The organism is Massilia aquatica, from assembly GCF_011682045.1.
Classification (GTDB): Bacteria; Pseudomonadota; Gammaproteobacteria; order Burkholderiales; family Burkholderiaceae_D; genus Telluria_A; species Telluria_A aquatica.
Genome location: NZ_VVIW01000014.1, coordinates 25,703 through 47,659, shown reverse-complemented (window position 1 = coordinate 47,659; position 21,957 = coordinate 25,703). Strand labels below are relative to the sequence as shown.

At 66.5% G+C, this 21,957-nt stretch carries 17 protein-coding genes; 4 read left to right on the top strand and 13 right to left on the bottom strand.

What is annotated here, in order from left to right; translation table 11 throughout:
- Positions 1 to 9: 9 nt before the first annotated feature.
- From F1609_RS21245 to nadB, 6 genes are all read right to left on the bottom strand, one after another.
- Positions 10 to 2,190, bottom strand: a complete 2,181-nt coding sequence (locus F1609_RS21245; RefSeq protein WP_167078656.1) for a TonB-dependent siderophore receptor — start codon at positions 2,188 to 2,190, stop codon at positions 10 to 12.
- Positions 2,191 to 2,207: 17 nt separating this feature from the next.
- The gene (locus F1609_RS21240) at positions 2,208 to 4,394 is read right to left on the bottom strand and encodes a TonB-dependent siderophore receptor (RefSeq protein WP_229421987.1); all 2,187 of its coding nucleotides are present in this window, start codon (positions 4,392 to 4,394) and stop codon (positions 2,208 to 2,210) included.
- 111 nt (positions 4,395 to 4,505) lie between these two features.
- A complete protein-coding gene (locus tag F1609_RS21235; protein WP_167078655.1) occupies positions 4,506 to 5,339 on the bottom strand; it encodes an NAD-dependent protein deacetylase in 834 nt (277 codons plus the stop codon).
- The gene (locus F1609_RS21230; protein ID WP_167078654.1) at positions 5,329 to 5,730 is read right to left on the bottom strand and encodes a PPC domain-containing DNA-binding protein; all 402 of its coding nucleotides are present in this window, start codon (positions 5,728 to 5,730) and stop codon (positions 5,329 to 5,331) included. Before F1609_RS21230 ends, F1609_RS21235 begins: the two co-directional genes overlap by 11 nt.
- A gap of 10 nt (positions 5,731 to 5,740) precedes the next feature.
- Positions 5,741 to 6,646, bottom strand: coding sequence for a DMT family transporter (locus F1609_RS21225; protein WP_167078653.1), 906 nt, complete (start codon positions 6,644 to 6,646; stop codon positions 5,741 to 5,743).
- A gap of 27 nt (positions 6,647 to 6,673) precedes the next feature.
- Complete coding sequence (nadB, locus tag F1609_RS21220; RefSeq protein WP_167078652.1) at positions 6,674 to 8,290, bottom strand: L-aspartate oxidase; 1,617 nt, start codon at positions 8,288 to 8,290, stop codon at positions 6,674 to 6,676.
- Positions 8,291 to 8,473: 183 nt separating this feature from the next.
- On the opposite strand from nadB, the gene F1609_RS21215 reads away from it, so the two are divergent.
- Together F1609_RS21215 and prsR are read left to right on the top strand one after the other, a co-directional pair.
- Entirely contained in the window at positions 8,474 to 9,865 is a 1,392-nt protein-coding gene (locus F1609_RS21215) for a TIGR03013 family XrtA/PEP-CTERM system glycosyltransferase (RefSeq protein WP_167078651.1), read from the top strand.
- A 31-nt stretch (positions 9,866 to 9,896) separates the two neighbouring features.
- Complete coding sequence (gene prsR, locus F1609_RS21210; RefSeq protein WP_167078650.1) at positions 9,897 to 11,252, top strand: PEP-CTERM-box response regulator transcription factor; 1,356 nt, start codon at positions 9,897 to 9,899, stop codon at positions 11,250 to 11,252.
- A gap of 15 nt (positions 11,253 to 11,267) precedes the next feature.
- On the opposite strand, the gene F1609_RS21205 is transcribed toward prsR, so the two are convergent.
- Together F1609_RS21205 and F1609_RS21200 are read right to left on the bottom strand one after the other, a co-directional pair.
- Positions 11,268 to 11,939, bottom strand: a complete 672-nt coding sequence (locus F1609_RS21205; RefSeq protein ID WP_167078649.1) for a hydrolase 1, exosortase A system-associated — start codon at positions 11,937 to 11,939, stop codon at positions 11,268 to 11,270.
- On the bottom strand, positions 11,939 to 12,796 hold the full coding sequence (locus F1609_RS21200) for a hydrolase 2, exosortase A system-associated (protein WP_167078648.1): 858 nt from the start codon (positions 12,794 to 12,796) through the stop codon (positions 11,939 to 11,941). Before F1609_RS21200 ends, F1609_RS21205 begins: the two co-directional genes overlap by 1 nt.
- Positions 12,797 to 12,992: 196 nt before the next feature.
- Between F1609_RS21200 and F1609_RS21195 the strand changes: the two genes are divergently transcribed.
- Positions 12,993 to 14,564: an acyl-CoA ligase (AMP-forming), exosortase A system-associated gene (locus tag F1609_RS21195; RefSeq protein WP_167078647.1), complete on the top strand. Its 1,572-nt coding sequence runs from the start codon at positions 12,993 to 12,995 to the stop codon at positions 14,562 to 14,564.
- 15 nt (positions 14,565 to 14,579) lie between these two features.
- Here F1609_RS21195 and F1609_RS21190 read toward each other — a convergent pair whose 3' ends face one another.
- Positions 14,580 to 15,473, bottom strand: a complete 894-nt coding sequence (locus tag F1609_RS21190) for a polysaccharide deacetylase family protein (RefSeq protein ID WP_167078646.1) — start codon at positions 15,471 to 15,473, stop codon at positions 14,580 to 14,582.
- A 181-nt stretch (positions 15,474 to 15,654) separates the two neighbouring features.
- On the opposite strand from F1609_RS21190, the gene F1609_RS21185 reads away from it, so the two are divergent.
- Positions 15,655 to 16,737 carry a glycosyltransferase family protein gene (locus tag F1609_RS21185; RefSeq protein ID WP_167078645.1) on the top strand — a complete coding sequence of 361 codons (1,083 nt, stop codon included), beginning with the start codon at positions 15,655 to 15,657 and terminating at the stop codon, positions 16,735 to 16,737.
- A 9-nt stretch (positions 16,738 to 16,746) separates the two neighbouring features.
- Here the strand turns inward: F1609_RS21185 and F1609_RS21180 are convergent, their stop codons facing one another.
- The 4 genes from F1609_RS21180 to F1609_RS21165 form a co-directional block, all read right to left on the bottom strand.
- Positions 16,747 to 17,931: a TIGR03088 family PEP-CTERM/XrtA system glycosyltransferase gene (locus F1609_RS21180; protein WP_167078644.1), complete on the bottom strand. Its 1,185-nt coding sequence runs from the start codon at positions 17,929 to 17,931 to the stop codon at positions 16,747 to 16,749.
- Between the two features lie 158 nt (positions 17,932 to 18,089).
- Positions 18,090 to 18,875: an XrtA-associated tyrosine autokinase gene (locus F1609_RS21175; protein WP_370661653.1), complete on the bottom strand. Its 786-nt coding sequence runs from the start codon at positions 18,873 to 18,875 to the stop codon at positions 18,090 to 18,092.
- Positions 18,876 to 18,893: 18 nt separating this feature from the next.
- Positions 18,894 to 20,423, bottom strand: coding sequence for an XrtA system polysaccharide chain length determinant (locus tag F1609_RS21170; protein WP_167078643.1), 1,530 nt, complete (start codon positions 20,421 to 20,423; stop codon positions 18,894 to 18,896).
- A 354-nt stretch (positions 20,424 to 20,777) separates the two neighbouring features.
- Positions 20,778 to 21,719, bottom strand: coding sequence for an EDSAP-1 family PEP-CTERM protein (locus tag F1609_RS21165; RefSeq protein WP_167078642.1), 942 nt, complete (start codon positions 21,717 to 21,719; stop codon positions 20,778 to 20,780).
- Positions 21,720 to 21,957: the final 238 nt, after the last annotated feature.

The window sequence follows — 21,957 nt, the reverse complement described above, 5'->3', positions numbered from 1 at the left end:
TTGTTTTGATTAGTATTGATAACGCAGGTTGGCCGACACCGAACGCGGCTCGCCGTAATAGCCGCCGTTGTAGAAGCCGATGCGGCGGTAGTAGGTTTTGTCGAGCAGGTTGTTGACGTTGACCCCGGCCGACAGCTGCCGCGTGATCTGGTAGCGGCCCATCAGGTTGAGCAGCGTGTAGGCGGACTGGCTGGCGCGCAGCTTGCCGGCCGGCCCGGTGGCCGTGGTGTAGGTTTCGCTCTGCCAGTTCACGCCGCCGCCGATGGTCACATCGCGCCATTCGCCCGGCAGGCGCCAGGTGGTGGTGATGCGCACCATGTCGCGCGGCTGGGTCGTGTTGACCAATACATCCTTGGCGTTGCGCGAGGTGCTGCGCGTGACCCCGGCCGAGAGCTGCCAGCCTGTCATCGGCGAGCCTGATACTTCGGCTTCCACGCCACGGCTTTTTGTGCCTTTGCCGGTCGAGATGTAAGGGCGTGTGCCATCGGGCAGCAGCACGCCTTGCGGCACCGAGGTGTCTTCCTCGCCCAGGTTGTCCTGCTTCGCTTCGAACACGGCGACGGCGGCGTTCAGGCGGCCGCCGAAAAATTCCGCCTTGACGCCGGCTTCGACATTGCTGCCGGTGACCGGGTCGAGGAAGTTGTTGTCCTTGTCCTTGTAGTTCTGAGGCTTGAACAAATCGCTGTAGCTGGCGTACAGGGAGGTGTTCGGCGCCAGGTCGAACACCACGCCGGCGTAGGGTGTGAGCACATCCTTCGAGGCGTAGCGCGCGGTGGCGTTGACAAAGGCGCCGCTGGTATTGAAGTTATCGGTGCGGGTCTTCCAGGTGGAGAGGCGCGCGCCGGCGATCACTTGCAGCGGGTCGGCCAGGCGCAGGCGCGCGGCCAGGTAGGCGCCCGACTGCTCCGTCACCGCTGCGCTGCTCGCGCCGGTGCGCCAGCTGGTCGGCTGTGGCACCTTGCCGGTCCAGTTGCGGTAGTCCGCAATCGTCAGCGGGAACGGCAGCGGGTCTTGCAGCTGCACGGCCGGGCTCACGCCCTCGCGGCGCCAGCCGTTCCAGCCGGCCACCAGTTCGTGCTTGCGTCCGAAGAGATTGAATTCGCCGGTCGCATACAGGTCCAGGTTATCCTGGGTTTCTTCGTACGGGAACACGTTGGACCACACGCCCAGGCCGGAGCCGTCGCGGTTCGGATAACCGCTGCCGCCGTAAAACAGCGCGCCGTCCGAGGTAGAGTCGAGCCGGTTGTACGAGACTTTCACTTTCCAGTCGTCGTTGATGCGGTGTTCGAGGTTGGCGTATACGTTGCGGTAGGTGCGTTCCCAGCTGCTCCATTCGGCCGCTACGTTGAAGGAACGCGGCAGCTTGGCCAGCGAGCCGTCGCTGAAGTACAGCGGGGTGGTGCCCCAGGTGGTGCCCTTGGGCGTGTTGTGCTGGTAGTCGGCGCCGACGGTCAGGAGGCTGCCCTTGCCCAGGTCTGCCTCGACCAGCACGCCGGCGACGATCTTGCGCTCCTTGTACAGGTCCAGGTACGAATGGCGGTTCTGCACCACGCCAATCAGGCTGCCGCGCACGGTGCCCGCTGCGTTCAGCGGCGCCGAAATGTCGGCCTGCACGCGCCGCGTGTCCCACGATCCGGCGCTGACCGAGGCCGAGCCGCTCAACTGGCGCGTCGGGCGCTTGTGCACCATGTTGATAGTGGCCGACGGGTCGCCCGCGCCGGTCACCAGGCCGGTCGCGCCGCGCACCACTTCGATGCGGTCGTACAGCGCGGTGTCGAACAGGGCGCTGTTGCCCGAGCTGTAGTTGGCAGCCACGCCATCGACCTGGAAGTTACTGATCGAGAAGCCACGCGACGAGAAGCCGGTGCGCTCGGTATCGTTTTCCTGCACCGTGATGCCGGGCGTTTGCACCAGCACGTCGGCGATGCTGGTCAGGTTCATGTCGTCCATGCGCTGGCGCGTGACAACGGTGACCGACTGCGGTGTTTCGCGCAGCGACAGCTTGAATCGGGTGGCGGTGCTGGCGGCCTTTGCGCCGTAGGACGCGCTGTCGTCCTTGTCGCCACGGATTTCGACGATGCTGACAGGGGCGTCATCGAGCGGCGCTTCGGGCGCCGCGGCGTGGGCCGTGCCGGCGATGGACAGCAGAAGCGCCGAGCGAACGGCCAGCGCGAGGGGATGTAAGGTCATGGTCATGTCAAGGAAGCTTAAAAGGTGTAGCGGGCGGTCAGGGCGACGGCGCGGCGTTGGCCGTAGAAGCAGTCGCCGCGCGCCAGGCAGGTGGATATCTGGACTTTGTCGGTCAGGTTGGTGACGTTGAGCGCGAGGCGCAGCGGTCCACTGCTGTACGAGAGCATGGCGTCGAGCAGGGTGATGTCGGGCGTTTCGAGTTGATCGAGGCCGTCCATGGAGGACCCGAGGTAACGCACACCGGCGCCGGCACTGAAGCCGTCGCGCTGCGCGACCGAGAAGCGGTGCGTCAGCCAGGCCGACACGTTGTGCTTGGGGATGCCGCTCAGGCGCTTGCCGTTGTCGGCGCCATTGCTGCGCGAGACGGTGGCGTCGGTGTAGGCATAGCCGGCGGTCCAGTCCCAGTCGCGCCCCAGGGCGCCGGCGCTTTCCAGTTCCAGGCCGCGTACATGCACTTCGCCGATCTGGATGTTGTTGAGCGGGTTGGCGGGGTCGGCGGTCTTGCGGTTGGTGTCGCGCAGGTCGTATACGGCCAGAGTGGTCATCAGGTTGCGGCCGGGCGGCTGCCATTTCAGGCCCGCTTCCCATTGTTCGCCGCGCTGCGGTTCGAAGGCCTTGCCTTTCAAATCCACGCCACCGAGCGGCAGGAACGATTCGGCATAGCTGATGTAGGGCGACCAGCCGCCGTCGGCCAGGTACAACAAGCCCACGCGTTTGGTGTTGGCGCTGTCGTCGGTGCGCGCGCTGGCGCGCCCTTCGACATCGTTGGTCACGCCGTCGTGGCGCAGGCCGAGCACCGCCACCCAGTGCGGTCCGTACTTGACCTGGTCCTGCGCGTAGTAGCCGTTCTGGCGCAGGTTGGTGGTCGGCAGGTGGGCCAGCGAGGCCGGCCTGGTGTAGTTGCCGTATACCGGCGCGTACACGTCCAGCGGCGCGGCCACGCCACGGCCGCTGGCCTGGCGCGTTTCGACGCGCTGCACGTCGGCGCCGAACAGGATGGTGTGCTGCAGCGCTCCGGTGACCAGCTTCGCTTCCAGCTGGGTATCGACCATCAGCGTTTCCAGGTTGTTCAGGTTCTGGGTCAGGTCGCGGTTGATGGTGCGCTGGTCGGCGTTGAACACCGGGCGTGCCGGACGGCCGGTCGCGGCAACGGCGGTAAAACTGGTATACGCGCTGCGGTAATCGACTTCGCTTTTGGTCTTGCGCATGGTCTGGCGCAGGCTCAGGGTATCGCTGAAACGGTGGCTGAACAGGTAGCCGAGCGCGGTTTGTTCGGTGTCGTAGGCGTCGTAGCCTGGCTCGCCGGTGAACAGGCTGGTCGGAATCTGGCCGAACTTCGTTGGCAGCAGGGTGCCTTGCCACGGGAAGAAGCCGATCATCGAGCCGCTCTGGTCTTCCTGGCGCAGGGCCAGCAGGGTGAGCGAGGTGTTGGCATTTGGCGCCCAGGTCAGCGAGGGGGCGATCAGTTTGCGGTCGTCGTCGACCATGTTGACCTGGGTGCCGCTGTCGCGGCCCACGGCGACCAGGCGCGCCAGCCAGTGGCCGTCGTTGTCGAGTACCTGGTTGATGTCGAGCGAGAGCTGCTTGCGGCTGTTGCTGCCGATTTGTACCTGCACTTCGCGCTGCGAGCTCGCCATCGGGCGCTTGGAGACCAGGTTGACCACGCCGCCGATGCCGCCCTGGCCGTACAGGACCGACGACGGCCCGCGCAGCACTTCGACCCGTTCGAGCGTGTAAGGATCGGGACGGGTAGTGTTGTAGCTGCCGAAGTTTGATTGCACGCCGTCCTGCAGCATGGCCGGATTGCCGCCCCGCGAGGTGACCGAATCGACCCGGCTGTCGAAGTAGCTCGATACCAGGCCGGCGCTGTAGTTCAGGGTCTGGCGCAGGGTCTGGGCGCCTTGTTCCTCGAAGCGTTCGCGCGGGATCACGCTGATCGACTGCGGCGTTTCGATCAGCGGCGTGTCGGTCTTGGTGCCGGCGCCGCTGCGGCGGGCGACGTAACCATTGTCTTCTTTTTTGCCGTCGACGGTGATGACCGGCATGGCGACAGCGTCGTCGACAACGTCATTTGCCCAGGCCAGTGCGCCGGGACCGGCGAGTGCGGCGAACATCAGAGCGGAGCGGACCGCTGCGGCCAGCGGGAGGGGATTACAGTGCGCGGCGCCGGCGTACGCCGGGCCGAAAGGTGCGTGGTGCGCCATGGAGCCATCCTGAAAGTGAGTGCAATGGCTGGCTGGACGACACTGTGGCTGGCTATTGAATGAGAATTATTCTCAATTATAGCTGTTTGATTTCAATCGGGCAATGGACGCTTATGCAAATCGGCTTAACAGCGCGGGCAGCGTGCTCTCGGCACCGGCTTCGATTTTGAGTGAAATGAGCTCGTCGGCACGGGTTTTCCCGAGGTTGATGGCGGCAATGGGTTTGCCGCTGTCCGCCGCCATGCGGCAGAAGCGAAAGCCGGAATACACGATCAGCGAGGAGCCGATCACCAGCAGGGCGTCGGCGTCCGACATGCGTTCGAGCGCGTCGCGCGTCACGTCGGCCGGCACGCCGTCGCCGAAAAACACCACGTCGGGCTTGAGCGTGCCGCCGCAGTGCACGCAGTAGGGCAGGTGGAATTCGGCCAGCGCGTCCGGTTCCAGGTGGGCGTCGCCGTCCGGCGCGGGCGTGGCCACGGCGCCGGCCAGCGCCGGATTGGCCTCGACCAGTTGTCCTTGGACGAAGGTGCGCGGAAAGCTCGCGTGGCAGTCGAGGCAGACCACCTTGTGGATGTTCCCGTGCAGTTCGAGTACACCGGCGCTGCCGGCGCGCTGGTGCAGGCCGTCGACGTTTTGGGTCATTAGGGCGCCCAGCTTCCCGGCCGATTGCAGGCCCGCCAGCGCAAGGTGACCGGCGTTCGGGGCGGCGGCCGACAAGGATGGATACCCGACCATGCTGCGCGCCCAGTAGCGTCGCCGCACGGCTTCGAGCTTGCGGAATTCCGGCCCCTGGACGGACGTTTTCCCGCGCCGTACGCCATCGCGGTCGCGGTAGTCGGGAATGCCGGAGGCGGTGCTCATGCCGGCGCCGGTGAGCACCAGGATGCGCCGGTGGCGCTCCACGAAATCGGCCAGCAGGTCGAGTGCTTCGCTGTCAGCAGTCATGCGAATGCACCACCAGTTCGTCGAAGCCGGATGCGGCGTCCGGCTCGCGTGCGAAACGATGATCGGGCAGCAGGGCGATCAAAATCTCGGCCGTGGTGCGGATGGTGCAGCCGGCCAGCACGTGGCCGCCCATTACGCGCCCGTTCGCGTCGGCCAGCGCCATGTGCAGGTGCGGGCCGTCCGGTGAGAGCGAGCCGGCCAATGTGAGGATTTCGATGTCGCCTTCAAGCTCCGTCGCATCGGGCGCACCGGCCAGGCGCAGGCGCGCGCCGAGCAGGCTGCCGATGCCTTGCACGACGAAGCCGGCGCTCGCGCCATGCCCGGCCAGCACGCCGGCCAGGGTGGCGCGCAAGTCCTGGCCCGGCATCAGTCTGAGGGGAAGTGTCTTCATGTGCCCGATTCTACCCGGCCTTGCGGCGCGACGAGAACACGATCCCGCCGACGATCAGCGCAAACGCTACCCCGTGGTACAGGTGCGGCAGTTCGCCCAGGAAGGCCGACGACATCATGGCCGCGAACAGCGGGGTCAGATTGGTGAAGAAGGCGCCCACGCTCGGTCCGGCGCGCTGCACGCCCGCGCCCCAGCAGCGAAAGGCGATGATGGCCGGACCGATGGCAACGTACATCAGTGCAGCCGCGACGGTCCAGCTCCAGTGGATGGCATGGGTGGCGCCGGCCCATTCGACCCCGGCGAACACGCCCGACCACAGGACCCCGTAAATGACCTGGGCCAGCAAAAAGGCGGCCCAGTCGGCGCGCACGGCGGGTGGGTCTTTTTGCTGGGTCAGCAGCCAGCTGTAGAACGACCAGGCGATGGTCGCCAGGATCATGTACAGGTCGCCGGCCACCAGGCGCATGGCCGCCAGCTGCTGCCAGTCGCCCCGGCACAGCACCACCAGCACGCCGACGATCGACATGGCCGCGCCGATGACTTGCTGGCGCCCGACCTTCACGCCGAAAAACAGCGCGCCGATGGCCAGCATCCAGACCGGCATGCCGGCCGCCACCAGGGTGACGTTGATCGGGGTGGAGCTTTGCAGGGCCAGGTACTGGAGGGAGTTATACAGGCCGATCCCGAGCAGGCCGAGAAGGGCGAAGCGGCGCCAGTTGCTGCGCAGGGCGTCGCTGGCGAACAGGCGCCGGCCCAGCGGCAGCAGGATCAGCATGGCGATCGACCAGCGCAGCAGGTTGAGCGTCATCGGCGGCACCGCCTCGCGCACCAGGCGTCCGACGATGGCGTTGCCTGCCCACAGAAGCGGGGGCAGGGTCAGCAAACCGATGGTGGAGGGGGACAGTTTTTGGTTCATGGCCGCGCCGTTCGCGGGAACGACGGGTTAGCGGCGCGGTGGCGTGAGCACGCTCGGCAAGGCCTTCGGCAAGGTGTTCGGATAGTCGCGGCTGAAATGCAGGCCACGACTTTCGCGCCGGGTCAGCGCGCTGTTGACGATCAGCGAAGCCACGTCGACCAGATTGCGCAGTTCCAGCAGATCGTGGGTGATGCGGAAATTGCGGTAGTACTCGTCGATTTCTTCCTTGAGCAGCGCAATGCGGTGCTGCGCGCGTTCCAGGCGCTTGGTGGTGCGCACGATGCCGACATAATTCCACATGAAGCGGCGCAGTTCGTCCCAGTTGTGGGCGATAACGACTTCTTCGTCGGCGTTGGTGACGCGGCTTTCATCCCAGGCCGGCAGGTCGCGCGTTTCGCCTTTCGGCATGGCGGCGATTTCGTGCGCGCAGGCGCGGCCGACCACCAGGCATTCGAGCAGCGAATTGCTGGCCAGGCGGTTGGCGCCGTGCAGGCCGGTGCAGGCGGTTTCGCCGACCGCGTACAGGCCCGGTACATCGGTGCGCCCGGCCAGGTCGGTGACGATGCCGCCGCAGGTGAAGTGCACCGCCGGCACCACCGGAATCGGTTCCTTGGTGATGTCGATGCCCAGTTCCAGGCAGCGCGCGTAAATGGTCGGGAAATGCTCTTTGAGGAATTCGGGCGACTGGTGGCTGATGTCGAGGTTCACATAATCGAGGCCGCGCTTTTTCATCTCGAAGTCGATGGCGCGCGCCACCACGTCGCGCGGGGCCAGTTCGCCGCGTTCGTCGTACATCGGCATGAAGCGCGTGCCGGCGGCTGCGCCGGCTTCCGGCGGCAGCTTGAGCAAGCCGCCTTCGCCGCGGATCGCTTCGGTGATCAGGAAGGACTTGGCGTACGGGTGGTACAGGCAGGTCGGGTGAAACTGGATGAATTCCATGTTCGAGACGCGGCAGCCGGCGCGCCAGGCCATGGCGATGCCGTCGCCGGTGGCGGTGTCCGGGTTGGTCGTATACAAATATACCTTGCCGGCGCCGCCGGTGGCCAGCACCGTATGCTCGGCCTCGAAGGTGAGGACCTGGCCGGTCTTTTCGTCCTGCACGTACAGGCCGTAGCAATGCGGCTGGCCGGCGCTGGCGGCGGCCGGTTTTGGTCCGAGTTTGTCGGAGGTGATGACGTCGATCGCGCAGTGCTGTTCAAACAGGCTGATATTCGGATGTGCGCGCACTTTTTGTTCGAGCGTGACCTGGACCGCGTGCCCGGTGGCGTCGGCCGCGTGAATGATGCGGCGCTGGCTGTGGCCACCCTCGCGGGTCAGATGAAACCCCATTTCGGCGGTCGGGTCGCGCGTAAACGGCACGCCCTGGTCGATCAGCCATTCGATCGCTTCGCGCCCGTGTTCGACGATGAAGCGGGTGGCCGCTTCGTCGCACAAGCCGCCGCCGGCCACCAGGGTGTCGTCGATGTGCTGGGCGTGGCTGTCGCCCGAGTCCAGCACCGCGGCGATGCCGCCCTGGGCCCAGTTGCTGGCTCCGTCGAGCAGCGCCCGTTTGGAGATGATGGCCACAGTGCGCGTTTGCGCAAGGTGCAGTGCAACCGACAGACCGGCCAGTCCGCTGCCGACGATAGCGACGTCAAATTTCATGTTGGGCGAGTAATAAATATCGAAGCATCACTATAGTCTATTTGGCTGGACCGTGTCTCGCCTTCAAGAAATGACCGGAAACGCTTGTTTCTAGTCAATACCTCTTGTGTCTCTGTAAGCGATTATTTACCACGCCGTGTCGTCTGGCATGGGGGCAACAAGTATCGCTGGCATGGAGGAAGCGTGATCCGGATTTTCAGTCACTATGTATCCAAAATGGCGTTCGTGCTGTTGCTGCTCGAACTGCTGATGTTGCTTGCTTCGGCCAGCGTGGCCTCGGTGCTGTGGTTTTCGGACCAGCACGGCAGTTTCAGGGCCGATAACCTGTATCTGTCCTCGCTGACCTTCGCGCTGGTGATCATTTTCAGCATGAGCGCGCTCGGGATGTACCAGCACAGTTCACGCGAAGGCATCCGCACCACCCTGATCCGCATCATGCCCTCGTTCGCGCTCGGTTTCGCTCTGCTGTCGGCCCTGATCGCGGTGCGCCCCGAGTTCTATTTCGGGCGCGGCATCAGCAGCGTGATCTTCGCCATCGGCGCCACCGCCGTGGTGCTCACGCGCCTGGTGGTGTTCAAGTCGGCCGAGTCGGCGCTGCTCGAAGCGCGCCTGATTTTTGTGGGCAGCGGGCCGCTCGCGCGCGAATGCATGGATCTGGCGCACAGCAAGATCGGCTTTCACCAGTTCAGCGTGGTTGGCTGCGTGCCGATCAGCGGTGAAGACAGCTGCGTGCCGGCTTCGCAGCTGCTGCCGGTGGGCGAGTCTCTGCTGTCGATGGCGCGCCGTTACGAGGCGCGCGAACTGGTGGTGACGGTGACCAACCGGCGCAGCAAGGAGTTCCCGGTGCGCGACCTGCTCGCCTGCGCGCTCGGCGGCGTGCGCGTGATCGACGCGGCCACCTTTTTCGAGCGCGAAGCATGCCAGATCCGGCTCGATTCGCTGCAACCGAGCTACCTGATTTTCGGCGGCGGCTTCGACCAGAGCTTCTGGCGCGCCAGCGTCAAGCGCAGTTTCGACCTGCTCGCCAGCGGCTTGATCACCCTGGTCTCGCTGCCCGTCATGCTGGCGGCCGCCGCCGCGATTGTTCTGGAAGACGGCGGGCCGGTGTTCTACCAGCAGGAGCGGGTTGGCAAGGATGGCGCAATCTTCAATGTGCTCAAGTTCCGCAGCATGCGCAAGAACGCCGAAGCGCTGGGCGTGCCTACCTGGGCCAGCGCCAACGATCCGCGCGTGACCCGCGTCGGCCATTACCTGCGCAAGCTGCGCATCGACGAACTGCCGCAGATGCTCAATGTGTTCAAGGGCGAGATGAGTTTCGTCGGCCCGCGCCCGGAACGCGCCTTTTTCGTGGACCAGCTGGCGCGCGATATCCCTTACTACAACGTGCGCCACAGCATCAAGCCGGGCGTGACCGGGCTGGCCCAGGTGCGCTACCAGTACGGCGCCTCGGTCGAAGACGCGATCCAGAAACTGCAATACGACCTTTACTACGTCAAGAACAATAGCCTGTTCCTCGATCTGCTGATCCTGATCGACACGGTGCAGGTGGTTTTGCTGGGCAAGGGAAGCCGCTGAAGGCGACCCACCTCTTACAAGGAGCTGCACAATGGGCAAAAAGAAGCTGTTGGTAGTCGAGGATGACAAGGGCCTGCAAAAGCAGCTGCGCTGGAGCTTCGATGGCTACGACGTCCTGATCGCCGAGGACCGCGAAAGCGCACTGGCGCAGCTGCGCCGGCACCGGCCGGCGGTGGTCACGCTCGACCTGGGCCTGCCGCCCGATCCGGACGGCGCCACCGAAGGCCTGGCGACCTTGCAGGCGCTGCTGGGCGAAGCGCCCGACACCAAGGTGATCGTCTTGTCGGGCAACCAGGAGCGCGCCCACGCGCTCAAGGCGATCGGGATGGGCGCCTACGATTTTCACCAGAAGCCGTTCGACGCCGATACCTTGAAGCTGGTGGTGGAGCGGGCCTTTTATCTGCACGCGATGCAGGAAGAGAACCAGCGCATGCTGCAGATCGCGGCCGATTCGCCGCTGGCGCGCATCGTCACGCGCGATCCGGCCATGCTGCGCCTGTGCCGCAGCGTCGAAAAGCTGGCGCCGTCGTCGGCCACGGTGATGCTGCTGGGGGACTCCGGCAGCGGCAAGGAGCTGTTCGCGCGCGGCCTGCACGACCTGTCGGCGCGCCACGACAAGCGCTTTGTCGCGATCAACTGCGCCGCCATTCCGGCCGACCTGCTCGAGAGCGAATTGTTCGGCCACGAAAAAGGCGCATTCACCGGGGCCGGCCAGCAAACCCTGGGCAAGATCGAGATGGCGCAGGGCGGTACGTTTTTTCTCGATGAAATCGGCGACATGGCGATGGCGCTGCAAGCCAAACTGCTGCGCTTCGTGCAGGAGCGCGTGATCGAACGAATCGGCGGGCGCAGCGAAATCGCGATCGACGCGCGCATCGTCTGCGCCACCCACCAGGACTTGCCGAAACTGGTGCGCGAGGGACGCTTTCGCGAGGATCTGTACTACCGCCTGAGCGAAGTGGTGCTGGCCATTCCGCCGCTGCGCGAGCGGGTCGGCGACGCGGTGCTGCTGGCGCACCATTTCAAGCACCAGGCCAGCCTGATGGAGCGGCGCAACGTGCCGGCGTTGACCGAAGACGCGGTGCTGGCGATCGAGCAGTATGGCTGGCCGGGCAATGTGCGCGAGCTGGAAAACTGCATCCGGCGCGCGGTGATCATGGCCGAAGGGCCGCAGATCAGCGCGCGCGACCTGGGCCTGGGCGGCGTGCCGCAGCCGGATGCCCCGGTCAACCTGCGCCAGGTGCGCGACGCCGCCGAATACAAGGTGATGGTGACGGCGCTGGCGCGCACCAACGGCTCGATCGTCAAGGCCGCCGAGCTGCTCGGCGTGAGCCGCCCGACGCTGTATGACCTGATGCACCATCACGGCATCCGGATTTCTCCGTGAAGTGCATCATCAACGTCACCAGGACGCGATCCAGTTCGCGCTGATCTCCGCCACTTCGTCGCGCCATGCGCGGCTGGCGAAGGTGCGGCCGGCGCCGGCGATGGTCACGCATTTGCAGCGCAGCTCATAGCGCGCCGCCAAGGCCGGCAACTGCTGCGCGGCCGGATCGTCGGCGCCGAAGATCACCAGCGCCGCCCCATCGAACGCGGCAAGGCCCGACAGCACGCGCTGCGGCAGCGCGCCCGGCGCGAGCGCCGATTCAGCCTGGTTCGGCGCCACCCAGGGATTGAGCAGCACCACGCCAGAAACGCGCTGGTCGGCTTGCGCATAGCGCAGGGCCGCCATGGCGGCGTCGCCCAGCCCCCACAGCACCAGTTCGCGCATCTCGGGCACCTGGGCGAAGAAGGCGCGGGTGGCGGCGTGGATGTCGTCGCCGAGGGCGTCGAGGGTGCGCGCCTCGCCCTCGGAATCGCCCATGCCGCGGTGGTCGAAGCGCAGCACCGGAATGCCGCGTCCGGCCAGCACCCGCGCCAGCAAGGTGAAATGGCGGTGGTGGCCGATGCGGTACTGGGGGCCGCTGGTGACGACCAGCACGCCGCGCGCGAGCGCTCGTTCGGGCAGGTCGAGGATGCCGATCAGGGAATGGCCCTGGCAGGTGAACTGGAGTGCGCGTTGTTCGGCAAACATTAGCCTTCCCCCGTAAAGACAGCACTGGTGGCGGCCAGCAGGGCCGGGCATTCGGCGATCTGGTTGGCGCCCCAGAACGGCGCCCCCTCGATCGCGTTAAAATGCAGGGTGGCCCCGCGCGCCTGCCAGCGCCGCGCGATGCGCCCGGCGCTGGCGGCCAGGCGCTGCGGCGCCGGCGAGCCGCTGGCGAACCAGTGCACCTGGCAGGGCGGCAACGGCAGCGCGGCGGCGTCGCAGGCGTCGATGGCGTGCACCAGCGGCGCGGCCAGTTCGTAGCCGCCCACTTCGAGCATGCCGCGCGTGGTCAGCTCGGCGCGCAGTTGGCCGGTGGTGCCGAGCAGGGACGGATCGGCCGGGTCGGCGCCGTGCATGCGCGCGGCCAGGTCCTGGCGCAGGAACTGGTTGATGCAGGTGCGTCCGTTCAGAAAAGGCTGCCACAAAATGACGCCGTCGACCGCCATGCTGCAGGCGGCGTCGAGGGCCAGCAAGCCGCCCAGGCGCACCCCCCACAGATGCATCGGGCCGTCGCTGGCGCGCTCGCCGAGCCAGTCGCGGGCGATGGCAAGGTCGCGTTTCCAGATGTCCCAGCGCGCCAGGCTGAGGTCGCCGCAACTGTCGCCGCAGCCGAACAGGTCGATCTGCAGCACCGCGTAGCCGGCCGCGGCGAAACGGCGCGCTTGCAGGGTGGCCATGCGGCGCGCCTTGTTCAGTTCGTCCGCGAACGGATGCACGTACAGGATCGCCCCGCGCGCGCGCGCCTGCGGCGCGGGCGCGTGATACAGGCTGAAACGCGTGCCGGGATCGACATCGAAGAAAAACGGGTACACGCGCGGTAGCGGCAACAGGGGCGCATTCATGGTGTTCTGATCTCCGGTACGGTTCCCGGCAGCCTGCCGGGACACCGGTTTCATTAAACACCCCCGAAATTGCATGCCTCTTGCGCGCGCACAAGCTCAAGAGTGCCATGCGCTTGTTTGACCCGCGTCAAGGACAGCGCGGCCGTTTTTCCCAATGATTGATGCCATTGAGAAATTATTTTTTGTAGGGGAATTTATGGCCCAGCTCGTGTACGAACTGATCACCGAAGCCGCCCGCCGCACGCCGCAGGGCCTGGCCTTGCGCTATCTCGACAATAGCCTCGGCTATGCCCAGCTGGCGCGCTGTATCGATGTGGCGGCGCAGGGTTTGCTGGCCCTGGGCCTTGCGCGCGGCGAGCGGGTCGCGATATTTCTCGACAAGTGCGAGGAGGCGGTGCTGACCCTGTTCGGCGCGGCTGCGGCCGGGCTGGTGTTCGTGCCGGTCAATCCCTTGCTCAAGCCAGCCCAGGTCGGTCATGTGCTGCGCGACAGCGGCGCCCGCGTGCTGCTGACCTCGCCGGGAAGGCTGGCGCGGCTCGACCTGGAACTGGTCCAGTGCCCGGCCCTGCGCTGCGTGCTGCAAACCGGGCGCGAGGATGGCATGCTGCCCGGGCTGGGCGTGCTCGGCTGGGATGGCTGGATACGGCGCGCCGCCGCCGCACCGCTGCGCGCGCCGCACCGCTCAATCGAGTCCGACATCGCGGCCCTGCTGTACACCTCGGGCGACAGCGGCGCGCCCAAGGGCGTGGTGGTGTCGCACCGCAACCTGGTGGCGGGCGCGGCCAGCGCCGCGGCCGAGCTCGGGCACACGGCGCACGACCGCATCCTGGCGCTGCTGCCGCTCAGCCTGGCCTACGGCCTGAGCCAGCTGACCGGCGCCTTTGCGGCCGGCGCCGCCGTAGTGCTGATGAATCCGCTATTGACGCGCGATATCCCCGAGCTGGTGGCGCGCGAACGCATCACCGGCCTGGCCGCGCTGCCGCCGCTGTGGATCCAGCTGGCCGAGCTGCACTGGAGCGCACCTTGCAGCCTGCGTTACCTGACCAGTTCGGGCGGGGTGTTGCCGCGCGCGACCATGCACGCGCTGCGCGCGCGCCTGCCGCAGGCGCGCCTGTACCTGATGTTCGGAATGACCGAGGCGTTCCGCTCGACCTGCCTGGCGCCCGAACAGCTCGACCTGCGCCCGGACTCGATCGGCAAGGCCATTGCCAACGCCGAGGTGCTGGTGCTGCGCCCCGACGGCCAGCCGTGCGCGCCGGGCGAGCCGGGTGAACTGGTGCACCGCGGCCCGCTGGTCGCGCTCGGCTACTGGAACGATCGCGCCCGCACCGCCGAGCGCTTCCGCCCGCTGCCGCCCTGCGACGGACTGCCGCTGGCCGAGCTGGCACTGTGGTCGGGCGACACGGTGCGCATCGACGAGGAAGGGTTTTTGTATTTTATCGGGCGCAGCGACGAGACCATCAAGACCGGCGGCTACCGGGTCAGCCCGAGCGAGATCGAGGAAGTGCTGTACGCGACCGGGCTGGTGGAGGAGGCGGCGGCGCTGGGGCTGGATCATCCGGTGCTGGGCCAATCGATCGCGCTGGCGGTCACGCCGCGCTCGGGCTGCCTGCTGGACCCGGCGGCGCTGCTGGCCGCCTGCCGCGCCAAGTTGCCCTCTTATATGATGCCGCTGCTGGCGCAGGTGCGGGCGGCGGCCTTGCCGCGCAGTCCCAACGGCAGCTTCGACCGGCGCCTGCTGGCCGCGCAGATGGCGGGCGCGGCCTGACCGGCGGGCAGAGAATCAGCCGCGTGTAAACAGATTGCCGGCCAGGCGCAGCAGAAAGCCGCCATTGCCCGGCTCGCACGGGCTAAAGCGCGGCAGCGCGAACAGGTCGCTGCCGCTGCCGGCCGCGCCGCGCGCGCTGCCGACGGCCGCCTGGAAGCCCTGGGCGCGCAGCATCAGGCCATGGCGCTGCTCGAAATCCTCGCCCGGCTTGCCGCTCGGGTAGGCGAACAGGCTCACGCGGGCGCGGATCAATTCTTCGATGCGGCACTGGCCCTCGGCGATTTCGGCGCGCGCGGCGGCGTTCGACAGGCTCGAGAGCACCGTGTGGTGTAGCGGATGGGCGCCGATCTCCATGCCGGCGCGGTGCAGGGCCAGCACCTGGTCGGAACTCATCATGGTCGGGGTCGGGCGGCGCGCCATCGCCAGCACGCGCGCGGCGCGTTCGGCCGGCGGCAAGAGGCGCAGCGTGGCCAGCAGCATCTCGATCACGGCGCGGCGCCGCACCGGGCAAGCGATGTCGTAGCTGGCAAAGCCGCTGCGGCCGAGGTTGAGGCGCTCGCCGGGCGCGTTGCGCACCACTTCGGTGACGATGTCGCTCCAGGTGCAGCCGCCGTCGAGGTAGCTGGCGGCGACAAAAAAAGTGGCCGGCACGCCGTAGCGCTGCAACAGGGGCAGCGCGACCGTGGCGTGTTCGGCGTAGCCGTTGTCGAAAGTCAGGCAGGCGGCGCGCGCCGGCAAGGTGCCTTCGGCCAGGTGGGTGACGGCGCGCGAGAGCGGCATCAGGCGGAACCAGCGGCGCAGCAGGCGCAGCTGCTGCTCGAAACGGCGCGCGTGCAGGCACTCGGGAAACAGCGGGTCGGGCGTGGCCAGCACGCGCTGGTAAATGAGAATCGAAAGCGGAACGCGCATGTGATTTTCTTTGGTGAAACTAATTGACTTGCCTCAATGATGCGCCTGTGCCCGTCGGTACACTGAAACTCTTAAGTTGAGGCAATACTAAATCAGCGCGGGTGGCGACTTGTTGAGCATTCTCATGCCGCCCGCCTTGCTGGTCCCCGGCGACCGGCCCGTGTTGACAATGGAGGCGTGCATGCGTATCGGAATTTTGTCTTATCCCATGTTGTTCGAACGTGAAGACGGTGTCCAGCAGCAGGTCCGCGAGACCATCCGTGCGCTAGTGCAACTGGGCGCGCAGGCCGGCTCCGGAATCGAGGTCGAGCTGGTCAATCCCTACGCCAGCCGGCTCGACGGCTATGACCTGGTCCACGTGTTTTCCGCCACCCACGGCAACTTGCGCCTGGTGGAAGCGGCCGTGGAGCAGGGCGTGCCGGTGGTGCTCACGCCGCTGATCGCGCCGGGCTGGAACCGCGCCAGCGGCACCAGCGCGCGCGCCGCCGACCATCGGCTGGGCAGCCTGACCTCATGGAATGTGCAGTCCGGCTACGCCCAGACCCGGCGCGCCTTGCAGCAGGCCAGCCTGATCGTGGCGCTCGGCGAAGCCGAAAAGCTTGCCATCGGCGCCGGTTTCCTGATCGATAGCGGCCGGGTGCGGGTGCTGCCGAACGGCGTCAACCCGGCCTTGCTGGCGGCCGATGGCGAGCTGTTTCGCCAGCGCACCGGCATGAGCGGGCCGTTCGCGCTGATGGCCGGCCCGATTTCGCCGTACCAGAACCAGCTGGCGATGGCGCAGGCGATGGCGGCGCTGTCGCTGCCGATGGTGCTGGTGGGCGAGGTTGTCGAGCGCGACCAGGATTACCTGCGGGAATTGCGCAGCGTGCGCGGCCTGACGTGCCTGGGCGCGCTGCGCCAGGATGAAGCGATGCTGGCCAGTACCTACGCGGCGGCGGCGCTGTGCATCGCGCCGGGCGACGGCCAGGGCACGGCGCTGGCGGTGCGCGACGCGCTGGCGGCAGGCAGCCCGATGCTGATCGCGCGCGACTCGCCTTTCAGCCTGGCCGGGGCCGAGTTCGCGCTGGCGCGGGTCGACTGGGACGATACCGACGCCCAGCAGCGCGCGGTGCTGCGGCTGCTGGTGTCGCCGCCGCCGCGCGAGCAGGTGCGGGCGCTGGTGCGCGGCGACAGTTGGGAGCGGGTGGCGCGGCAGGTGGCGGCCTGCTACGCGCAGGTGCACGCGGTGCACGCCGGGCGCCAGAGTGCGCCGGCCTGGGCATGAGCGCCGCTTTCAGGTATGCGTGGCCGGGCCCGGGCAGCCACCGTCCGGGTGCGCCAGCGCATCGTACACGCGCAGGTAGCCGCGCGCCATTTCGGGCAGGCTGTGGCGGGCGATGACCTGGCTGCGCGCGCGCATGCCGTGGCGCGCCGCCATGTCGGGAATCCGGCAGTAATCGGCAATCGCGGCGGCCATCAGGTCGGGCGCGCGCGGCGGCACCAGGATGCCGGTAAAGCCGGGATGGACCAGCACCGGATTGCCGCCCACGGCGGTGGCCACCACCGGCAGCCCGGTGGCCATGGCTTCGAGAATGGTATTCGAACTGCCTTCGGCCAGCGAGGGCAGCACGAACAGGTCCATGGCGCGCAGCAGCTGGGCGATGTCGGTGCGCTCGCCCGGCAGCCAGGCGCGGTGCGCGGCGCCGGCGCGGGTCAGCGTATCGAGGCAGGCGGCGCGCTGCGGGCCGTCGCCGACGATCAGGAGGCGCATGCGTTGGTGGGCCGGATGAGGCGAGGCGATCAGGCGCAGGAAGGCTTCGACCAGGGTGCCGTAATCCTTGATTTCCTCCATCCGGCCGACGCTGCCGATGACGAAAGCATTGTCCTGCATGAAGCCGGCCGGGCCGATCGCGGCCGGCGGGCCCAGGCGCGGGTGGAACTGGATGCTGTCGACCCCGTTCGAAATCTGCGACACTTTTTCGGGCTCGGCGCCGACGCTGTCGATCAACCAGTGTTCGAGGTCGGCGCTGACGGCGATGAAGTGCCCGATCAGCGGGCGCAGCAGGCGGCGCAGCAGCTTGTATTTCAGGCGCTTGCCGTACAGGTCGCTCATATCGCGGCCATGCTCGCCGTGCACGCGCAGCTTGACGCCGGCCAGGGCCGCCACCAGCTGGCCTTCGATGCCGCACAGGTTGCGCGTGTGGATCAGGTCCGGCTGCAGCGCGCGCAGGGCGCGGAACAGGCGCAGATAATGGCCCCAGTCCTTGCCTTCGCGCTTGTTCAGGCTGATGATCTCGACCCCGCGCTGCTTGATGTGCGCATGGTACTCCGAATAATCCTTGAGGCAGACGATCGCGTGCCGGTAGCGTTCGGGCGGCATGTGCTTGATCAGGTTGATCAGGCCATTTTCGAGACCGCCGACGTCGAGCTGGTGGATCAGATGCACCACGAGGCGCGGCGGTTCAAGGGAAGTAGTCATGGTCGACTCCAAAGGTTAATCGGGCGAACGGGAACAAACAGGATGGCGCGGATAGCGCCGCCCTCAACTACACACCGGTGTCAGGTCTGACATCCGGACACGAACTCAACTTCAAACCCCGGTGTCATGTCTGACACCAGCTTGTTGTCTGGCATCGGCTAGTCGTAGTAGCCGTGGTAGTCGCCGCCGTTGAAGGCACGCGCTTTGTTGCAGATCAGGTCGACGCGGGCGCAGTTGTCGAGCCGCAGCAGCGCTTCCTTGACTTCGCGCTGGGTCGTCGTCTCGGACTCGACCACCATCACCACCTGGCCCATCTGGGCCGCCAGCACCGCCGCTTCGGTGGTCAGCAGCAGCGGCGGCGAATCGAAAATCACGATCCGGTCCGGGTAGCGGTTGGCAATTTCCGAGAGCAGCTTGCTCATCGCGTGACTGGCCAGCAGCTCGGTGGCGTGCTTGTTGTTGCGCCCGGCCGGCAGCAGGCTCAGGGTCGGGATGTTGGTCTTGAGGATCACGTCCGTCAGGCTCAGGTCTTCGTTGAGCAAGACGTCCATCAGCCCCAGCCCCGGCGCCAGGCCAAGCGTGCGCAGCACCGAGGGGCGCGCCACGTCGGCGTCGACCAGCAGCACGGTGTGGTCTTTTTCCATGGCGATGCTCATCGCCAGGTTGATCGCACAGTAGGTCTTGCCTTCGCCGGGCAGGGCGCTGGTGACGACAATCAGGTTGCCGTGCCGTACCCCGCCGGACACCGCCGCACGCGCATTGCGCAGCAGCGGGCGCTTGATGATGCGAAAATCCTCGGCCACGCTGGTGCGTCCGCCGTCATGCGTGACCATGCCCATCTGCTGCAGGCGCGCCAGATTGATGTCGACTTCGCGCAGTGGCTCGGCGCCGGCGGGCGCGTCGGGGCCGTGCGGCGCAGCGGCCGGAGTGAGGGAACTGTCCACGTTGTACTCCCTTGGGGCTTAACCCGTGAGAAATCCGGATGCCATGATCGCGCCGTACAGGCCGAGCAGGGCGGTGAAGGCGCCGCCGAGCAGGTATTGCCCCCGGCGCAGCTTGTTGCGTTCGGCATCGTTCCAGGTCATCGAGACCGTCCCGAGCACGTTCAGTCCGGTGATCTCGCGCAGCGCGCCTGGGCTGATAAAGGTCGGACGGATCTGGCTGACCAGGGTCGCCACGCCGAGGCCGGCGCACAGGGCAATCAGCAGCACGCCGGTATGGAACAGGCGGCGGTTGGGACCGACCGGCGAAATCGGCATGGTGGGCGGATCGATGATGCGGAAGGTCATCATCTCGGTCGAGGAACTCAGGTCGCCCGAGATCCTGGCCGACTCGCGCCGCGCGATCAGCTTTTCGTAGTTGTCCTTGTTGATTTCATAATCGCGGTTGAGCTGGGCCAGTTGCGATTCGACTTCCGGCACGGCATTGCTCTGCTCGCGCAGGCGCTCGTGGCGCACGCTGTATTCGTGCACCCGCACCCGCATCGAGGCCACCTTGGCATCGGCCTCGGTCAGCGCCACCTTGAGCTGCTGCAGCATGGGGCTGTAGAAGCGGCCCGGGTCGCCATCGCGCTGGGCCAGCTTGCTTTCTTCGACCTTGCGCGCTTCGAGCTGGGCCAGCAGGCGGCGCGCGCTGACCACGTCCGGGTGCAGGTCGGTGTATTGCAGGCGCAGGGTGTCGAGGTTCTTGTTGATGGCGGCGATGCGGGCGTCGATGTCCGGGTTGACAATGGCGCGCGGGCGCGGATCGGCCCCGGCCGGCAGCGGATCGCCGTTGATGCGGGCCTGGATCGCAATGCGCGCCTGTTCCGCTTCGAGCAGGTCGATGCGGGCGGTGCTGAGCGCGTCGCTGGCAATGGCCAGCTGGGCGCTGTAATCGACGCCCTGGCGCGGCAGCAGCGCGCTGTTGCGCAACTTGAATTCCTTGACCGTGTTTTCGGCCGCCACCAGGCGCTGCTCGTAGTTCTTGATCTGGTCGTCGATGAAGCGGATCGCGTTCTGCGAATCGGCCTTCTTGCCCTTGAAGCTGCCTTCCAGGAAGATCGTCAGCAGCGCCTGCACCACATCGTGCACCTGCCTGGGGTTGTCGCCGCCGTAGGTGATCGAATAGATATCGTTGGTGCTGGTGCCCGAAATTTTCAGGCGCATGGCCAGCTCGTCGATCTGCCGTTCGCGCTGGCGCGGCGTGGTGGCGTCGACATCGAGGTCGACCGTGCGCAGGACGCGCTCCAGGTTGGGCCGGCTGAGCAGGGTGCGGCTCATGATCGACACTTGCTGTTGCACGTTCGGCATGCTGGTCATGCTGGCCATCAGCGGCTTGAGGATACTCTGGGTATCGACAAACACGCGCGCCGAACTCTGGTAATCGTTCGGCAGGCGCAGTACCACCACCCAGCCCAGTCCGGCCACGACCCACATGGTGCCGATGGCAAGCCACCGGTATTTCCAGATGCCTCGTACATGCAGCAGCAACTGGCTGATGAAGTCCTCCATATCGTGTGGGTCTCCGTAAGTCGGGCGGCGATGGGAAGCGACACTGCCAGCTTCACTACTCGTTCGATTATATGTCCGTGGAAACTGTAAGTTTCCTCTGATCACGGGCGCGTTGATTCGCGTCAAGAGTAAAAAGAGCATGCGCCCGTCGCCTGCCCCGAGCAAAAAAATCGCCCGGCCAGGCGCGCTCCTGACCGGAAAAATGCCGGCTGCCAGCGAGCCGTGCATCAGGGTCCCCCGGGGCGGTCCGACGCCCGCATCCCCAGCCGGCGCCGACCGCGCAGCACCGGCTGCGGGCCCTGGAATGACCGCCAACTGCGTGGCCACCTTGTTGTTCTTGTCCGCATGGCCGGCTTAGTTGCGGCGCCGGGTCATCAGCGACATACCCAGCAGGCCCAGGCCGAACAGCGCCAGGCCGCCCGGTTCCGGCACCGCCACCCGGTCCTGGGTGGCGTTGGCGAGGGTGGTCTGGTTGATGGTCAGCTGATAGTTTTCATTGGCGTTGAGCATGAGCGACGTGGCCGAGAATGTCAGCCAGCCTGGATCGAATGTCGAGTCGCCAGCGTAGTCGCCATTGCGGCTGCGCTGGCTATTGCCGTTGAGGTCGTCGGGCGCATAGTTGAGCATGATTGTGCCGGTATCGAGGTTGATGATGTTCACGCTCCACGCCAGGCGGGCGATGGCGTTGGTCCCGCCGCCGCTGCCGCTGCTGGCATACGCCTGGGTCATCGGCCTGCCGTCGAAGGAAACCGACATGGTCTCGCTGGCGCCGAGGGTGAAGCGGAACATGGTCGAGGTGCCGACGTCGGACTGGCCGCCGGCCTCGCCAACGCTGCGCAGGGAAGCGTCGGCGCGCGTTTCGACGCGGGCCCCGGCCAGGCGCGAACCGATCGTCACGGCGTTGCCGCTCATGTTCTGGTCGGCATAGCCGAAGGTGCCGGGCAGGCTTGGCGATACGGAAAAATAGCCAAAATCGTTTTCGGCGCGCGGCGGCGTGGGCAGCCCGATGAACTGGTGCGCCACATCGGGCATGGTGCTGCTCAGGATGCTTGTGCTGGGCGCATTCGCGATGATGCTTGCGCCGTTGAGGGAAGCGGTGGCACGGGCGGTGACGGCGCCGTTGAGCGAGGTGAAATCCGTCGACTTGAAGGCGTCGCCGGTGTGATGGAGCAGGCGGAAATTGTCGATCAGGAGAACGGACTGGGCGAATGCATCGGCACGCGCGCCGTTCATTGCGGCCAGGCAGAGACCGGCAATCGCCGCATGTTTCATCAGGGATGTCGGGACTAGTTTCATAATTAACTCTCCGGTGGGATCAGGTGGGGAAGCGTCGACAGCTTGCGGCGCCGCCGTGCCAAGCCTCTATGCAGCAACCGTGCCAGCTCGATTTTTCCTTGATAATCAATGACTTGGCAAGTCAATCTCGGCACTGGCCTGTAGTTTCCCCACGGATGCAAAATTTCCCGACATTCCACGTTTGTTGCAGAACAATGTCCGTGCGGACAGCGTGAACTTCCTTACTGATGGCCCTGTC

Coding starts and splice junctions, on each gene's coding strand:
- F1609_RS21245 (WP_167078656.1), bottom strand. CDS start 2,190: ATGACCTTACATCCCCTCGCGCTGGCCGTTCGCTCGGCGCTTCTGCTG.
- F1609_RS21240 (WP_229421987.1), bottom strand. CDS start 4,394: ATGGCGCACCACGCACCTTTCGGCCCGGCGTACGCCGGCGCCGCGCAC.
- F1609_RS21235 (WP_167078655.1), bottom strand. CDS start 5,339: ATGACTGCTGACAGCGAAGCACTCGACCTGCTGGCCGATTTCGTGGAG.
- F1609_RS21230 (WP_167078654.1), bottom strand. CDS start 5,730: ATGAAGACACTTCCCCTCAGACTGATGCCGGGCCAGGACTTGCGCGCC.
- F1609_RS21225 (WP_167078653.1), bottom strand. CDS start 6,646: ATGAACCAAAAACTGTCCCCCTCCACCATCGGTTTGCTGACCCTGCCC.
- nadB (WP_167078652.1), bottom strand. CDS start 8,290: ATGAAATTTGACGTCGCTATCGTCGGCAGCGGACTGGCCGGTCTGTCG.
- prsR (WP_167078650.1), top strand. CDS start 9,897: ATGGGCAAAAAGAAGCTGTTGGTAGTCGAGGATGACAAGGGCCTGCAA.
- F1609_RS21205 (WP_167078649.1), bottom strand. CDS start 11,939: ATGTTTGCCGAACAACGCGCACTCCAGTTCACCTGCCAGGGCCATTCC.
- F1609_RS21200 (WP_167078648.1), bottom strand. CDS start 12,796: ATGAATGCGCCCCTGTTGCCGCTACCGCGCGTGTACCCGTTTTTCTTC.
- F1609_RS21195 (WP_167078647.1), top strand. CDS start 12,993: ATGGCCCAGCTCGTGTACGAACTGATCACCGAAGCCGCCCGCCGCACG.
- F1609_RS21190 (WP_167078646.1), bottom strand. CDS start 15,473: ATGCGCGTTCCGCTTTCGATTCTCATTTACCAGCGCGTGCTGGCCACG.
- F1609_RS21185 (WP_167078645.1), top strand. CDS start 15,655: ATGCGTATCGGAATTTTGTCTTATCCCATGTTGTTCGAACGTGAAGAC.
- F1609_RS21180 (WP_167078644.1), bottom strand. CDS start 17,931: ATGACTACTTCCCTTGAACCGCCGCGCCTCGTGGTGCATCTGATCCAC.
- F1609_RS21170 (WP_167078643.1), bottom strand. CDS start 20,423: ATGGAGGACTTCATCAGCCAGTTGCTGCTGCATGTACGAGGCATCTGG.
- F1609_RS21165 (WP_167078642.1), bottom strand. CDS start 21,719: ATGAAACTAGTCCCGACATCCCTGATGAAACATGCGGCGATTGCCGGT.